Here is a 15,681-nt window from a genome sequence, read left to right on the forward strand (position 1 = left end):
ACCGGCGTCGTCACGCCGACGCCAGCAAGTCAGTGGGCAAATTGAGGATGAAGTCGTTCAGACTTTTGGCGTCGCGCCCGGGGCGCATGTGGTCGCGCATGGACAAGACGGCCGCATCGGCGTCGCGCACGCGCAGGGCTTGCACGATCAGTTCGTGTTGGTCATAAGAGGCCTGCAAGCGGCCCAGGGCACCAAAGGCGTGGCGTCGGTAAACGCCCGTGCGAAAGCGGATGCGCAAGACTTCTTGACGCAAAAAGGGGTTGCGGGTGCCTTGGTAAATGAGTTCATGAAACTGCAGGTTGAGCTTTTGCCAGCCTTGCAGGTCTTCGGCCACGGCCACCAGGCGGCTTTGCGCGTGCAGCGCCAGCAGGCTTTGCAGGTCTTCTTCGCTCATGCGTTCGCAGGCCAGGCGCACGGCCACGGCTTCCAGCTCGGCCAGCAGTTCCCACAGGCTGAGCAGTTGCTGCAGGTTCATCTTGGCCACGGTGCTGCCGCCCCGGGGCATGTTGCTCACCCAGCCCTGGGCTTGCAATTGGATCAAGGCCTCGCGGATCGGCGTTTTGGACACCCCAAACTGCTCGGCCAAGGCCAATTCGTCAATGCTGTCGCCGGGCAGCAAATCGCCCTTGGAAATGGCTTCTTCCAGGTGCAAACGGATTTGGTCGCTGACTTTCATGGGGCTCTTCTAAGGGCAAACACGTATATTTTGTCATATTGCTTTAGATACAGATATCGACTATAAATATATTTATGAATGGTGACTTTGTTTTTAAAGTCTTCCAACACACCCTTTATGCCCAAAATTCAAGCCTCTCTCGCGCTATCCCGTTTCAAGGTCATCGACCTGTCCCGTGTCCGTGCCGGCCCCAATTGCGTGCGCATATTGACCGACTTTGGTGCAGACGTGGTGCGTGTGGAGCCCCCCGAGGGCGTGGACCCGAACGAGGCCATGTTCGCCGCCAACCGCAAGGGGGGGGACTTTCAAAACATCAACCGCAACAAGCGCTCGATGACGCTGAACCTCAAGAAAGAGGGGGCGATGGACATCCTCAAGCGGATGATTGCCGAGGCGGATGTGGTGGTGGAAAACTGGCGACCCGACGTGAAGGACCGCCTGGGCCTGGATTACGAGTCGCTCAAGGCCATCAACCCGCGCATCATCCTGGCCAGCATTTCTGGTTTTGGGCAAGACGGTCCTTACGCGTGGCGACCCGGGTTTGACCAGATCATTCAGGGCATGGGCGGGCTGATGAGCGTGACGGGCGAGCCCGAGCATGGACCGATCCGTTCGGGCCTGGCGGTGGCCGATTTGAGCGCGGGTCTGTACTGCGCCATTGGCATTTTGGTGGCGCTGATCGAGCGCGAAACGTCTGGGCAGGGTCAGTGGGTGCACAGCTCTTTGCTGCATTCCCAAATTGCCATGATGGATTTCCAAATGGCCCGCTACCTGAACGACAACGATGTGCCGGTGCAGGTGGGCAACAACCACCCCACCAGCTCACCCATGGGCTTGTTTGAGGCCAGCGATGGCTGCTTCAACCTGGGCGCATCGGGCGAAGGCAACTGGAAGCGCTTTTGCGAAGTGGTGCAAAAACCCGAGTGGTTCCAGGACCCGGAGTTTGTGACCGAGCCATTGCGTGTCAAAAACAGAGAGCGCCTGAACCGGCTGATTGCCGAAGAGTTTCCCAAGAAAACCGTGCACCAGTGGGTCTCGCTGCTCAACCAAGCGGGTGTGCCGGCAGGCCCGGTTTACACCGTGCCCCAGGTGTTTGAGGACGAGCAGGTCAAGCACTTGCAGGTGACCGCCACGCTGCCCACGCAGTTTGGCAAGGACATGCATTTCATCACCCAGCCGGTGGTGCTGAGCCGCACACCTTCCAAGGTGGTGGCCCCGGCACCGGGTTGGGGCGAACACACCGACGAGGTGCTGGCCGATCTGGGTTTTTCGGCCACGGACATTGAAGGCTTTCATGGCCGGGGGGTGGTATGAGCCAGGGCCGCATCGATCTGAGTGTGCAAGGCCATGTGGCGCAGGTCACGATCGATGACGTGGCCAAACACAATGCCATGAGCTTGGGCATGTGGACGGCCTTGTTGGCCGCCTTTGAAGAGATTGACCGCCGCACCGAGGTGAGGGTGTGTGTGTTGCGCGGTGCAGGCGAAAAATCATTTGTGTCGGGGGCCAACATCAGCGAGTTCGAGACCCAGCGCAACTCAGCAGCCTCGGTCGCGCATTACAACGACATGGTGATGCGCACGCAAAAGGCGATTTTTTGCTGCCGCGTGCCGGTGATCGCCGCCATCAGCGGCATTTGTTATGGCGGCGGGCTGGGCTTGGCCCTGAGCTGTGACCTGCGTTATGCCGCACCCCATTCGCGTTTTCGCATGCCTGCGGCCCGCATGGGCTTGGGCTATGACAGCGAGAACATGAAAAGCATCCTGAACAACCTGGGGCCACAGGCCACGGCCGAAGCTTTCTACACCGCCCGGGTGTACGACGCCGCCAGCGCCCAGGCCATGGGCATGGTCCTTGCTGTGGTTGAGGATGTGTTTGCGCACTGCACCGCCTTGGCCCAAGAGATTGCCGCCAATGCCCCCTTGACCATTCAAGCAGCCAAAAAAACGCTGGTGGCACTGGCAGAAGATGAAGAAGACATGACGTCAGTGGAAACCGCCATCGACGACTGCTTCAAAAGCAAGGACTATGTGGAAGGCCGACTGGCTTTTGCACAAAAGCGGCCCCCTCAGTTCACCGGCCAATGAGCCCATTTCTTTCCACCTCACCAGGAGCATTCAGATGAAACTTTTGACTTCCCTCGTTGGCTTTGCGCTGTCAGTCTCGACCGGCATGGCCTTGGCCTTGGGCCCAGCGCCAGCGCCTCTCAAAGACAAAGCCACCCTCACGGTCGGCTATGTCAAAGTGGGCCACCTCTCGCCCATGCTCTTGGTCGAAGAAGAGCTCAAGAAAATGAACATCGAGGTCAAGCGTGCCGAGTTCGTGCGTTACGCCGATGCCCGCACCGCCTTGTTGTCCAACTCGGTCGACGTATCGGCCGTGGGCGCGGGTGACCTGGCCATCGTGGCCGGGCAAGGCAGCAAAAACCTGATCGGCCTGACCGGTGTGGGCAGCTCGCCCAAGTACCTGGTGGTGCGCAAAGGTGCCAAGATCGACGACTGGGGCGACATCAAGGGCAAGAAAATTGCCATTGCCCCCGGCTCGGCCGTCTGGTTCCAGTGGGCCATGACCTTGATCGAGAAGAACATCCCTTACAACTCGTTCACGCCTGTGAACGTGCAAGGTGGCGGCACAGCCTTTGTGCAGGCCATGAAGCGCGGCGACATCGACGCCATGGTGCTGTGGGAGCCCTTTGAGTCCCAGGCTGTGGCTGAAGGCGATGCTTACTTCTCGCAAAAGCTGGAATACAGCCAGTCTCGCGCTGTGGGTGCCGAGTTGGGCATGCTGGCCGCCTCTGGCGAAGCCATGACGCAAAAGAAGGAACTGGTGCGCCGTTTCCTGTGGGCTTACCTCAAGGCCGAAGAAACCCTGAGCAAAAACAAGGATGTGTTTGCCGATGCCTATTCCAAGTACACCGGCCTGCCCCTGAACGTGACCAAAGAGTCGGCCAAGATCATCCAGCTCGGTGGCGTGCTGAACAAAGACCAAGTCTCTCGCTTGGCTGAAGCCGCCTTCAAGCAAGGCATTGTGCAAAAAGACGTGACCAAGGAAGCCGCCGCCCTGTACGACGACTCCATGGTTGTTGAACTCAAGAAGTAAGCAGGCAGCACCTCCATGGCAAACGCTTCTCTCGATACCCTTCGTCGGACAGTGCTTGGCATGTTGGTGCCAGCCCTGGTTTTGCTCGTCTGGCAGGTGGCAGGCAGCCGGCCCGACATGGCCGGCATCCTGCCCACCCCCATGCTGGTCCTGGAAGGCTGGCACGGCTGGATTTTTGGCTCGCCAGGCCTGGGCCTGAACCCGTACCTGGGCTCTTGGGTCTCCAACGTCCAGTACTCTTCGATGCGGGTGGCCCAGGGTTTTGTTCTGGCGGCCCTGATTGGCGTGCCCTTGGGCTTGCTGATTGGCTGGAGCCGTCTGGTTCAACAACTGTTTGACCCGCTGATCCAGAGCCTGCGCCCCATCCCGATCACGGCTTGGTTGCCGTTTTCAATTGCCTTGTTCGGCATTCGGGACATGGGGGCCATCTTTCTGATTTTTCTGGGCGGCTTTTACGCGATTGTGGTCAACACCACCCAAGGCGCTCGCGATGTCGAGCGCAACTTGGTGCGGGCCGCGCTCATGATGGGCGCGAGCCGCAAGCAACTGCTGTACCGCGTGGTGCTGCCAGCAGCCATGCCCTCCATCTTCACCGGCTTGCGCATTGGTCTGGGCATCTCATGGACGGCCGTGATCGTCTCAGAGATGGTGGCCGTCAAGTCGGGGCTCGGCTATGTGCTGTGGGACGCCTATTACGTGGGGCGCATGGACATCGTGCTGGCCGACATGGTGTCGATTGGCATCATGGGTTTTTTAAGTGACCGCCTGATCGTTTTCATTGAAAGCAAGGTTTTGGTCTGGCGCATGCTGCAAAGCCATTGAAACAACTATGTCCCACATTTCCATCGACAAGCTCTACAAGACCTACCCGGGTGCGACACCTGTCAAGGCGCTGGAAGACATCAATTTGCAAGTGGCTCCCGGTGAGCTGGTGGCACTGCTCGGGCCATCGGGCTGCGGCAAATCCACTTTGCTCAATCTGATCGCCGGATTCGAGCAACCCAGCCAGGGCCAGCTCTTGGTCGACGGCCAAGGTGTGCGTGCACCCGGCCCGGATCGGGGCGTGGTCTTTCAAGAGGCCGCTTTGTTCCCGTGGCTCACCGTTTGGGAAAACGTGATTTTCGGCCCCAAGGTGCAGGGCATGGCCCGCAGCGAATACGAAGACCGCGCCCATGAAATGATCAAGATCGTGGGCCTGAGTGATTTCAAAAACCATCTGCCCGTGCAGTTGTCGGGTGGCATGCGCCAGCGTGTGGGCATTGCCCGCATCCTGACGCTGGGCTCACGCGTGTTGCTCATGGACGAGCCCTTTGGCGCGCTGGATGCACAAACCCGTTTGACCATGCAAGAGTTGCTGCTCACGGTGTGGCAAAAGCTCAAGCCCACCATCATCTTTGTCACACACGACATCGACGAGGCGATCTTTTTGGCCAGCACGATTTACGTGATGTCAGCCCGCCCGGGCCGCATCCAGACCAAAATCACCGTGCCGCTGGCGCGTCCACGCACTGTGGCCGACACGGCCAGCGAGACCTTTGCCGCACTCAAACTCGACATCCTCAACCTCATTCGACACTGACATGGCCAACCCCCGCATTCCCTACCGCTTCTCCAACGATGGTCCGGCCCTCAAGGCCGCGCCTGAGGGAGCCATCATGGTGCACTTGGTGGTGAACGTGGAGCATTGGCAGTTCGAGTCGAGCATGCCGCGCACCATCATCACTCCGCCGCACGGCAAAGAAACAGTGCCCGATGTGCCCAACTTCAGCTGGGCCGACTACGGCATGCGGGCGGGTCTGCCGCGTTTGCTGCGGGCCATCCAAGAGCGGGGCTTGCCCGCCTCCACCAGCTTCAACGCCGGGGTCATCAACGCTTACCCTCATGCAGCGCAAGCCATGCACGACGCTGGTTGGGAGTTCATTGGCCACGGGGTACACCAGAAAAGCCTGAACCACAACCAAGGCGAGTCCGAAGAATCGTTGATCGCGATGAGCCTGGACATGATCGAGCGCTTCACGGGCCAGCGCCCCCGAGGCTGGTTGAGCCCTGGTTTGCGCGAAACGCACGACACTCCCGAGTTGCTGAAAAAACAGGGCGTGGACTATGTGTTTGACTGGGTGGTGGACGATGTGCCCAGCTGGATGCAAACACGCAACGGCCCCTTGCTGGCCCTGCCCTACAACCTGGAAATCAACGACTCGATTGTCTACGCCATCGAAAAACACACCAGCGATGAAATGTACGAGCGCCTGGCACGCACGCTGGCCTTGTTTGAGCGCGAGGCCGCCACGCACCCCCGCGTGCTGGCCATCGGCCTGCACCCGCACCTGATTGGCGTGCCCCACCGCTTTGCCAGTTTTGAGCGCATGCTGGACTTGCTGATGAAGTCACCCCAGGTGTGCTTCAAGACCGGCGGGCAGATTGCCGACTGGTACACCGCCCAGGTGCCTGCGCCCAACGCCTGATGGGAATGCGCAACCCCCAAGCGCTGTTTTGATTTTGAAACCCGGGCAAGCCCAGTGACTTGCCCCCTTTGCAGGCCTTTTGCATGAACCTCGAACTCGACCAAAAACAAGTCATCGTCACCGGTGGCTCCAAAGGCATCGGTCTGGCCATTGCGCTGAACTTTGCGCGTGAAGGTGCCAAGCCCGTGCTGGTCTCGCGCCAACGCAGCAACCTGGACGCCGCTTTGGCCGCCTTTGCCCAAGAGGGTTTGCCTGCACCCGAGATCGCGGAGATTGATTTGTCACAACCCGGCTCGGACCGCGCTTTGTTCAACTTGTTTCCGGCTGCAGATATTCTGGTCAACAACGCCGGCGCGATTCCGGGCGGCAGCATCCACGACATCCCCGAAGACACTTGGCGTGCGTCGTGGGAGCTCAAGCTGTTCAGCTACATCAACCTCACCCGGCTGTATCTGGGGGCCATGGAGTCACGCGGAAGTGGTGTGATTTGCAACATCATCGGCATGGCCGGGGCGGCACCGCGCTACGAATACATCTGCGGCTCGGCGGCCAATGGGGCGCTGATCTCGTTCACCCAGGGCATTGGCGCGGGCAGCGTGCGCAAGGGCGTGCGGGTGTTCGGCATCAACCCTTCGCCCACCCGCAGCGACCGCATCGAAGGCGTGCTCAAACAACAAGCGGCCAGCAAACTGGGCGACGCCTCGCGCTGGCTGGAGATGACCCAAAAGTTGCCTTTTGGCCGTTTGGCCGAACCCGATGAAATCGCCCGACTGGCGGTGCTGTGTGCCTCACCGGTTTGCGGCTACCTAAGCGGCACCGTTTTGCATGTCGATGGTGGGCAGCAGTACGCGCCCAATTGACCCCCCAAATGGCTCCCCGCGAAGCCCCATGACCATGAACCTCTCAGCCCCCCACGACACCTTGTTGTTGCAACGCCCTGCAGAGGGCGTGCTGCAAGTGAGCCTGAACCGCCCCGATGTGGGCAACGCCATCAACACCCGCATGGGCCAGGAACTGCTGGACCTTTGGTTGCAACTGAGCAACGATGCGCAAGGCGTGCGCTGCGTTGTGCTGACCGGTGCGGGGTCCCGCATTTTTTGCGCGGGCGGCGACCTGAAAGAGCGCAAAGGCATGACGCGTGCGCAATGGACGCAGCAACACGAGGTGTTTGAACGCATGTCCTGGGCTTTGGTGGATTTGCCCTTGCCGGTGATAGCGGCCATCAATGGTCATGCCTACGGCGGGGGCCTGGAAATGGCCTTATGTTGCGACTTCATGTACGCCAGCGACAACGCCCGCTTTGCCCTGCCCGAGGTGACCCTGGGCATCATGCCCGGTATGGGAGGCACACAAAACCTGCCCCGCGCCATCGGTGAGCGCCGCGCCAAAGAACTGATGCTGACCGGGCAGGCCTTCACCGCCGATAAGGCACTGGAGTGGGGTTTGGTCAATCAAACCCTGCCCGCCGATCAAGTGCTTGACCAAGCCCTGCGCACGGCACAGACCTTGGCCCGCAACGCCCCTTTGTCCGTACGCCAAGTCAAAAAGTCCATCCGCTACGGTGGACAAATGGAACTGCGCACGGCTTACCGGTTTGAGGTGGAGGCCTACAACCAGTTGGTGGACACCGAAGACCGGCACGAGGGTGTGCTGGCCTTCAACGAAAAAAGACCTCCTGTTTTCAAGGGCCGCTGATGGTCAGCCCCAGCCCCACGCCTTGGAGCGCATGGCTGGTGCAAGCTTTGAGCAAACCCGTGGGCGAGCACGACCGTCAACGCGCTGCCTTGCACCTGATCGACTGGATGGGCTGCGCGCATTTGGGGCAAAGCACCGAACTGGGTGAGGTGTTGCATCGCTGGGCACTCAAGCAAGCGTGCGGCCCCATTTGGGTTTGTGGCCACCGTGGCTTGATGGCCGCCGAGGCGGCCCGCTGGAACGGCACTTTGGGCAGCTGCCACGAAATGGACGATGTGCACCGCGAAGCCGTGGTGCACCCGGGCGACACGGTCGTGCCTGCCGTGTTGGCCATGGCACAACGTGAAAACGCCAGTCCACAGGCCCTGCTTGATGCGCTGGTGGTGGGCTATGAAGCTGGCATTTTGCTGGGCCTGCTCAGTGGCCCCAGCCATTACGCGCACTGGTACAGCACCGCCACAACCGGTGTGTTTGCCAGCGCCATGGCCTGCGCCCGCTTGCTGGGCCTGGACGCCACGACCACACAACACGCTTTGGCCCTGGCGGGCATGCAATCGGCCGGTGTCTGGCAGTGCCGCCTGGAGCCGGGCTTGGCCAAACAAATGGCCACCGGGCACAGCGCACAAGCCGGCTTGGTGGCGGCCGACATGGCGGCGGCGGGCATGACCGGTCCTTTGTCCATTTTGGAAGGTCCTTTGGGTTGGCTGCAGGCCACGGGCGGGCCACTGGACGCCGGGCGTGCCGCGTCTTTGTTGCAAGGGGCACACAAGGCACCTTGGCGTTTGCACGAGGTCAGCTTCAAGCCCTGGCCCGCTTGTCGGCATGTGCACCCGGCCATTGAATGCGCCCTGAAGCTGCACGCACAAGGTCTTTCGGCTGAACGCATCGAACATTTGCACCTCGAAACCTATGCCGTGGCCTTGTCGTTTGCGGACCAAGCTGCGCCCCAAACGCCTTTACAAGGCAAGTTCAGCCTCCAGCATGGCGTGGCCTGGGCCTTGTGCCATGGCGGTTTTGGTTTGGAAGCGACACAAGCCCATGCCCTGAGCGAGCCCACCTGCACCCGCTTGCGCGAACGTGTGGAACTGAGTTGCGGCGCGGAGCAAAACCAGGCTTACCCGCAAAGGTTTGGTGCCAAGCTACACGCACGCTTGACCGACGGTCAAATCTGGGTGAGCGAAGTCAGCAGCGTGCTGGGCGACCCCGAAAACCCCTTGCGCCCGGAGCAGGTCACCGACAAAGCCCGCACCTTGCTGTTGGCCAGTGGATGGTGCTCCGATACGGCCCAAGCCTTGGTGGATCAAGTTTGGGCATTGCCCCAAAGCAGCTCCATGGATGCGCTGTGGGCCTTTTTGCAGATCCGCTCAACCCCCCATTGATCCTGGTGGACTTGTGCAAAACGCTGGGGACCCTGCGATCACCCGGACATGGCGCTGTAGGCACTTGCCCTGCAAGTCATCCAGCCATGCAAAGCGAATGCACATGCGCGTTTTTTGACGCGATTTCTCAGGCCCAAAAACTGTCCATGGCGCAAGCCAGAGACAACAACTTTTCGTCTTGTCCCGGAGCGGCCAGCCATTGGCATGACACAGGCAAGCCGTCTGTCGGGCAAGGAAAGGACAAGGCCGGAGCCCCCAGGATGTTGGCCAGGCACGCCCAGTCGGCCTGGCTGGCTGGTGCGGCTTCGGTGTGGGCGAAGCTGGTGTGCGGTGTGGTGGGCAAGAGCAGGATATCCACATCAGCCCACAAATCACCGGCCTGCGCCCGCATGCCCAAAATGGCAGACCGACTGGTGGCCCGTTTTTCAGGGCTCAGTCGGGCACCGTAGTTGAGCATTTTTTGCAAGCCAGGGCTCAGGCCCGTCAGATCAGGACCCAATGCCTCCATCCAGTACTCGGCCCCTTCCCACTCGCTCATCAACAAGGCGTGCAAGCGGCTGGCAGCGGGCACCCAATCGGGCCACTGCAGCGTGCGCAATTGCGCACCCCGGGCTTGCAAACGCGCTTGTGTGTTCTGCCACGCCTGATGGACAGCTGCGTCCATTTCGACTTCTGAGGCTTGCGGCAAGATGCCCACGCGCAAGCCCTGCCAAATGTTGGTGCTTGTCTCGGGTGCCCGGCTCAGTCCCAACAGGCGAGCGGCCGCCTCGGCCAAGTCACGCCCGGTTCTGGCCAGCGGGCCGGCCACATCGAGTGTGGGGCTCAAAGGAACGATGCCTTGCATGTTCAGGCGCTGACGCGTGGGAATCAAGCCAAACACACCACAATAAGCGGCGGGAATGCGCACCGAGCCCATGGTGTCGGTGCCCATGGCCAGTGGGCACAAATGATCGGCCACAGCGGCTGCAGAGCCCCCACTGGAGCCGCCCGGTGTGTAGCCCTCACGCTGCGGGTTGATGCAACGGCCATACACGGGGTTGTCGGTGGTGGCCCCCAAAGCGGCTTCGTGCATGTTGAGCTTGCCCAACAAGACCATGCCCGCATCACGCAACTTGACGTACACCGGCGCGTCTTGCTGCGGCCAGCGCTGTGCATAGGCCGCCGTGCCTGCCGTGCAAGGCATACCGACCACATCGATGTTGTCCTTCAAGGCCAAAGGCACCCCATCGAGTGGCCCCAGCGGCAGGCCCTTGGCCCAACGCTGGGCACTGGCTTGGGCTTGTTGCAAAGCCAGCTCGGTGCACACATGGACAAAGGCGTGCAGCCTCGGGTTGCGCTGCGCGATGCGTGCAAAATGTGCTTGTGTCACCGCCACCGGGTCGGTCTGGCCCAAGGCATAGGCTTGGTGCAAGTCAGCAGCGCTCAAAAGGGTCAGGTCGGTGTGCATGGTGTTCACGACTCAAGGCTGGGGCGTGCGGCTGGGCCACAACACAGAGGCAATGGCCACCACAATCAACACAATGGCCGCCCAGTCCTGCCAGTGCAAGACCTCGTTTAAAAAATAAGCCCCGCTGAAAACCCCCAGTACCGGGATGAACATCACACTCAGTGTGGAGGCCAAGGGCGGCAAGTTTCTGGCCAATGACAACCATGCAGCTTGGGCAAACACAAACACCCCAAACGCGTTGTACACCACCGAGACCCAGGTCACAGACGGGGGAGGTCCCCAGGCGTCACGCTCAAAAAGAAAAGCCAAAAAACTCATCAACAAAGTGCTCATGCAGGTCATCCAGAACACGATGGTCAGAGTAGGTACCTGAATGCGGGTGTGCCGAATTTGTTGCGTGCCCAAACCCCAAAAAGCTGCGGCCACCAGACCCAGGGCCACACCCAACGGTTTGCCCGCGATGGTGCTGAACTCATGCCACATCAAAAGCATGACGCCCAGCAAGGCCGCCGCCAAGCCCAACCAACCGCGCCACTTGAGCACCGCGCCGTAGGCGGCCACGCCAATCAGGGCCGAAAAAATCGGCATGGTGTAACCCAAGATGGCCGCCCGCCCACTCGACAGATTTTGCACGGCCAAAATGATGAGCACATGCCAAATGAGCATGTTGGTCGCAGCCAAGATGAACAGCTCTCGCCAGTCAGATTGCGGGATCTTGAAGGGAATTTTTTTGACGTACAGCACCAGCGCCAAAAACGGCAAGCCCATCCACATGCTCAAACTGCGAAACGAGAGCGGTGGAAAATAGCTCACCCCCAGTTTGAGCATGGGCCAGTTGAAGCCCCAGACCAGCGTCAATGTGACGAGCAATGTGATTTGTTGTCGGCTGAGGGTCATGCAGACCATGTTATCCCAAGGCCTCTTTGCCTCCTGATTCACCCGTGACAGGGGCCATGGCGTGCCTATTGATCCGGCCCGATGAAGTTTGCATGAACGCTTTCTTTGTGGGAGCGGCGCCCTCGCCGCGATAGTGCCTCGTAGACCACCACCCATCGCCCCGAGGGCGGGGCTCCCACAAATCCCCCATCGTTGATCACTGTCCCCAAGGCAAGCCTTCCACTTCAAACTTCTCAGGGCCGGATCAATAGGTGGTGCGCGTGCCATCGCCCTCAGGGTGGGCTCCTACAAAATCAATACACACATGGCCGTCAAAACCATGGGCCAGAGCCTTACCAAGCAGGCTGCAAAGCGGCAAAACCTTTGGGTGCTTGACTGGCTCTGTCAAACGTCACGATCTCATAGGCGTCGGGTTGGGCCAGCAGTGCTCGCAGCAGCTGGTTGTTCATGGCGTGGCCCGAGCGAAAGGCGCTGTAGGCGGCCAGCAGGGGTTTGCCCACGATGTACAGGTCGCCCATGGCGTCGAGGATTTTGTGCTTCACAAACTCGTCGTCGTAACGCAGGCCGTCGGCGTTCAGCACCTTGTAGTCGTCCATGACGATGGCGTTGTCCAAGCCTCCGCCAAGCGCCAGGCCATTGGCACGCATCATTTCCACGTCTTTGGTAAAGCCAAAGGTGCGGGCCCGGGCAATGTCACGCGAATACACGCCCTCGGACATGTCGAACACCACCTGCTGCCCGGTCGAGTCAACAGCAGGGTGGCGAAAGTCGATTTCGAAGCTGAGTTTGTAGCCGTGAAAGGGTTCGAGCTTGGCCCACTTGATGTTGTTGCCCTCGCCTTCGCTGACCTGCACGGTTTTGAGCACGCGCAAAAAGCGCTTGGGCGCGTTTTGCTCGACGATGCCCGCGCTTTGCAGCAAAAACACAAACGACGAGGCCGATCCGTCCAAAATGGGCACCTCTTCGGCGGTGATGTCGACATACAAGTTGTCAATGCCCAAGCCTGCGCAGGCCGACATGAGGTGCTCCACCGTGAACACCTTGGCTTGCCCGACCGAGATGGTGGAGGCCAGACGGGTGTCGGTCACCGACTCGGCCCTCACAGGAATGTCCACCGGCTCAGGCAAGTCCACACGCCTGAACACGATGCCTGTGTCGGGTGCGGCTGGCCGCAGCGTCAATTCGACACGTTGGCCACTGTGCAAACCCACGCCAACGGCCTGGGTGAGGGTTTTGAGGGTGCGTTGAGCAAGCATGAAAGCATTTTAATTCGCTGACATAGACGTTGTGCTGACAGGGTTTGCCTTGCGCCCCGAGGCTGGCCCAACTTCCATTCTCACAAGAGTCATGCCATGCTGTCCGCCCTGACCCAAGCACAGAAAAAAGGGCCGAGCGGTCACGACCGTCAGCCCTTGAAGGATGGCAATGAAGGGGCGGTGCGCTGTTCAATCGGCTTGTTTGCGCAAGAACGCCGGAATTTCAATGTCGTCCATACCGGCATTGACCATGCCATCCACGCGGGCTGCGGCGGTGGTGCGGCTGTTGCGCCACACGGCAGGTGTGCTCATGCCACTGCCACTGCCTGTGCTGGCGGGGGCTCGCATGGTGGGCACCACCACATCCTGAACACCTCGCGCGAAAACAGTCGTGTCGGCACCGTTGCCCGTATGAATCACTTCAAGGATCGGACGTGCCGCAGCTTTGCGTGACAAACCGGTCGCGACCACGGTCACACGGATGTCATTGCCCAAGCTTTCGTCGTAGGCCGTGCCATAAATCACATGGGCGTCTTCGGAGGCACAGGCACGAATGGTGTTCATGGCCTGCTTGGATTCGGCCAACTTCAAGGAGCCTTTGGCGGCGCTGATCAGCACCAAAACACCTCGAGCACCTTTGAGGTCGACACCTTCAAGCAGGGGGCAAGCCACAGCTTGCTCGGCGGCAATGCGTGCACGGTCGGGGCCGCTGGCGGCTGCTGTGCCCATCATGGCCTTGCCGGGTTCGCCCATCACGGTGCGCACGTCTTCGAAGTCGACGTTCACATGGCCCGGGACATTGATGATTTCAGCAATGCCGCCCACCGCATTTTTGAGCACGTCGTTGGCGTGAGCGAAGGCTTCGTCCTGCGTCATGTCATCGCCACCGGGCAATTCGAGCAGTTTCTCGTTGAGCACCACGATCAATGAGTCAACGCAGGCTTCCAGTTCGAGCATGCCTTGGTCGGCATTGCTCATGCGGCGGTTGCCTTCAAAATCGAAGGGCTTGGTCACCACACCCACAGTCAAAATGCCCATTTCTTTGGCAATTCGGGCAATCACAGGGGCAGCACCGGTGCCGGTGCCTCCGCCCATGCCGGCCGTGATGAACAACATGTGCGCACCTTCAATGGCGCTGCGAATATCGGCCTCAGCAGCCAAGGCGGCTTCACGGCCTTTGTCTGGCTTGCTGCCTGCACCCAGACCCGTTTGTCCCAATTGAATGAATCGATGCGCCGCACTGCGGGCCAAGGCTTGTGCATCGGTGTTGGCGCAGATGAATTCAACGCCTTGAACCTGACGCTCAATCATGTGTTCAACAGCGTTGCCGCCACCTCCGCCAACCCCGATCACTTTGATCTGGGTGCCTTGGTTGAACTCTTCGGTTTGGATCATTTCAATGGTCATGGTGATATCCTAAATCTGAATTTCTGAAGTTGTCTGGATCGGTGAAAAAATTTTTGCCAGAAGTCAATGTCTTCACTGCTGTCTGTGTTGGGTGGGCTGGGTCGGGCCAGGAATTTTTTGTTCCATTCCATCAAAAGTTCCCCACAATAAAGTCTTTGAAACGACCAAAAGCATTGTTCACTGAACTCTTCTTTTGTGTCACCTTGTAGCCACGCAAGCGAGCAAGGCGTGCCTCTTCGAGCAGGCCCATCACCGTAGCCGCCCGGGGTTGACTGACCATGTCGGCCAAGCCGCCCGAATACTTGGGCAAGCCACGGCGGACAGGTTTAAGAAAAATGTCTTCACCCAACTCAACCATGCCCGGCATGACCGCACTGCCGCCTGTCAGCACAATGCCGGAGGACAGCACTTCTTCATAACCCGACTCCCGGATGACCTGATGCACCAAAGAGAAGATCTCTTCAATGCGCGGCTCAATCACACCAGCCAGGGCTTGTTTGCTCAGCATACGGGGGCCCCGATCACCCAAACCAGGCACTTCGACTTGGGCTTGCGGATCGGCCAACAACTGCTTGGCGTAGCCGCTTTCTACCTTGATGTCTTCAGCGTCTTTTGTGGGGGTACGCAAGGCCATGGCGATGTCGCTGGTGATCAAGTCACCCGCAATGGGAATCACGGCCGTGTGGCGAATCGAGCCATTTGAAAAAATGGCTACATCTGTGGTGCCTGCACCAATGTCCACACACACCACACCGAGTTCGCGCTCATCTTCAGACAACACGGCCAAACTCGACGACTGGGGGTTGAGCAACAGCTGATCCACCTCCAGGCCACAGCGTCGCACACATTTGATGATGTTTTCAGCAGCGCTTTGTGCCCCCGTGACAATGTGCACCTTCGCCTCCAGGCGCATGCCGCTCATGCCTATGGGTTCTTTGACTTCTTGGCCATCGATCACAAATTCTTGTGGTGCCACGAGGAGCAAACGTTGATCAGAGGAGATGTTGATGGCTCGCGCAGTTTCCATGACGCGAGCGACATCGGCCTGAGTCACTTCTTTGTCCTTGATGGCCACCATGCCACTGGAGTTCAAGCCACGGATGTGACTGCCCGTGATGCCGCAATTGACATGCACAATTTTGCAGTCGACCATCAGCTCAGCCTCTTTCAAGGCTTGTTGGATGCTTTGCACGGTGGCATCGATGTTCACAACCACCCCACGCTTGAGTCCATTGCCAGGTGCAATGCCCAAGCCAGCAATTTTCAATGAACCATCTGGCAACACTTCGGCCACCACAGCCATGACCTTGGATGTGCCAATGTCCAAGCCGATCACCAAGTCTTTGTACTCTTTTGCCAT

The 15,681-nt window shown here is 59.6% G+C and carries 14 protein-coding genes and 1 pseudogene; 9 read left to right on the plus strand and 6 right to left on the minus strand.

Annotated elements, in window-relative coordinates:
* Positions 1-10: 10 nt before the first annotated feature.
* Positions 11-676: a GntR family transcriptional regulator gene (locus AMM41_RS03960; RefSeq protein WP_089953213.1), complete on the minus strand. Its 666-nt coding sequence runs from the start codon at positions 674-676 to the stop codon at positions 11-13.
* Positions 677-793: 117 nt separating this feature from the next.
* Here AMM41_RS03960 and AMM41_RS03965 point away from each other — a divergent pair, with 117 nt between their 5' ends.
* The 9 genes and pseudogenes from AMM41_RS03965 to AMM41_RS04005 all read left to right on the plus strand — a co-directional run bounded on the left by AMM41_RS03965 (position 794) and on the right by AMM41_RS04005 (position 9,314).
* Positions 794-1,990, plus strand: a complete 1,197-nt coding sequence (locus AMM41_RS03965; protein ID WP_089953215.1) for a CaiB/BaiF CoA transferase family protein — start codon at positions 794-796, stop codon at positions 1,988-1,990.
* On the plus strand, positions 1,987-2,763 hold the full coding sequence (locus AMM41_RS03970) for an enoyl-CoA hydratase (protein ID WP_089953217.1): 777 nt from the start codon (positions 1,987-1,989) through the stop codon (positions 2,761-2,763). The genes AMM41_RS03965 and AMM41_RS03970 overlap by 4 nt, the downstream gene beginning before the upstream one ends.
* 34 nt (positions 2,764-2,797) lie before the next feature.
* Positions 2,798-3,775 (plus strand): ABC transporter substrate-binding protein, encoded by a 978-nt coding sequence (locus AMM41_RS03975; protein WP_089953682.1) that lies wholly within the window; start codon positions 2,798-2,800, stop codon positions 3,773-3,775.
* 39 nt (positions 3,776-3,814) lie between these two features.
* Positions 3,815-4,597 (plus strand): annotated as a pseudogene (locus AMM41_RS03980) (ABC transporter permease); the annotation flags it as partial.
* 7 nt (positions 4,598-4,604) lie between these two features.
* Entirely contained in the window at positions 4,605-5,354 is a 750-nt protein-coding gene (locus AMM41_RS03985; protein WP_089953221.1) for an ABC transporter ATP-binding protein, read from the plus strand.
* Between the two features lies 1 nt (position 5,355).
* Complete coding sequence (locus AMM41_RS03990) at positions 5,356-6,240, plus strand: polysaccharide deacetylase family protein (RefSeq protein WP_089953223.1); 885 nt, start codon at positions 5,356-5,358, stop codon at positions 6,238-6,240.
* Between the two features lie 83 nt (positions 6,241-6,323).
* Positions 6,324-7,100 carry a short-chain dehydrogenase/reductase gene (locus AMM41_RS03995; protein WP_089953685.1) on the plus strand — a complete coding sequence of 259 codons (777 nt, stop codon included), beginning with the start codon at positions 6,324-6,326 and terminating at the stop codon, positions 7,098-7,100.
* Positions 7,101-7,134: 34 nt separating this feature from the next.
* The gene (locus AMM41_RS04000) at positions 7,135-7,935 is read left to right on the plus strand and encodes an enoyl-CoA hydratase/isomerase family protein (RefSeq protein WP_228769083.1); all 801 of its coding nucleotides are present in this window, start codon (positions 7,135-7,137) and stop codon (positions 7,933-7,935) included.
* Positions 7,935-9,314 (plus strand): MmgE/PrpD family protein, encoded by a 1,380-nt coding sequence (locus AMM41_RS04005; RefSeq protein WP_089953227.1) that lies wholly within the window; start codon positions 7,935-7,937, stop codon positions 9,312-9,314. The genes AMM41_RS04000 and AMM41_RS04005 overlap by 1 nt, the downstream gene beginning before the upstream one ends.
* Before the next feature lie 127 nt (positions 9,315-9,441).
* Here AMM41_RS04005 and AMM41_RS04010 read toward each other — a convergent pair whose 3' ends face one another.
* The 5 genes from AMM41_RS04010 to ftsA all read right to left on the minus strand — a co-directional run bounded on the left by AMM41_RS04010 (position 9,442) and on the right by ftsA (position 15,681).
* Positions 9,442-10,761 (minus strand): amidase, encoded by a 1,320-nt coding sequence (locus AMM41_RS04010; RefSeq protein ID WP_089953229.1) that lies wholly within the window; start codon positions 10,759-10,761, stop codon positions 9,442-9,444.
* A 12-nt stretch (positions 10,762-10,773) separates the two neighbouring features.
* Positions 10,774-11,658: a DMT family transporter gene (locus AMM41_RS04015; RefSeq protein ID WP_089953688.1), complete on the minus strand. Its 885-nt coding sequence runs from the start codon at positions 11,656-11,658 to the stop codon at positions 10,774-10,776.
* Positions 11,659-11,990: 332 nt separating this feature from the next.
* Entirely contained in the window at positions 11,991-12,914 is a 924-nt protein-coding gene (lpxC, locus tag AMM41_RS04025) for a UDP-3-O-acyl-N-acetylglucosamine deacetylase (RefSeq protein ID WP_089953233.1), read from the minus strand.
* A 189-nt stretch (positions 12,915-13,103) separates the two neighbouring features.
* Positions 13,104-14,321, minus strand: a complete 1,218-nt coding sequence (gene ftsZ / locus AMM41_RS04030; RefSeq protein ID WP_089953235.1) for a cell division protein FtsZ — start codon at positions 14,319-14,321, stop codon at positions 13,104-13,106.
* Between the two features lie 130 nt (positions 14,322-14,451).
* Complete coding sequence (ftsA, locus tag AMM41_RS04035) at positions 14,452-15,681, minus strand: cell division protein FtsA (protein ID WP_089953237.1); 1,230 nt, start codon at positions 15,679-15,681, stop codon at positions 14,452-14,454.

Source organism: Limnohabitans sp. 2KL-3, assembly GCF_001269405.1.
Taxonomy (GTDB): Bacteria; Pseudomonadota; Gammaproteobacteria; order Burkholderiales; family Burkholderiaceae_C; genus Limnohabitans_A.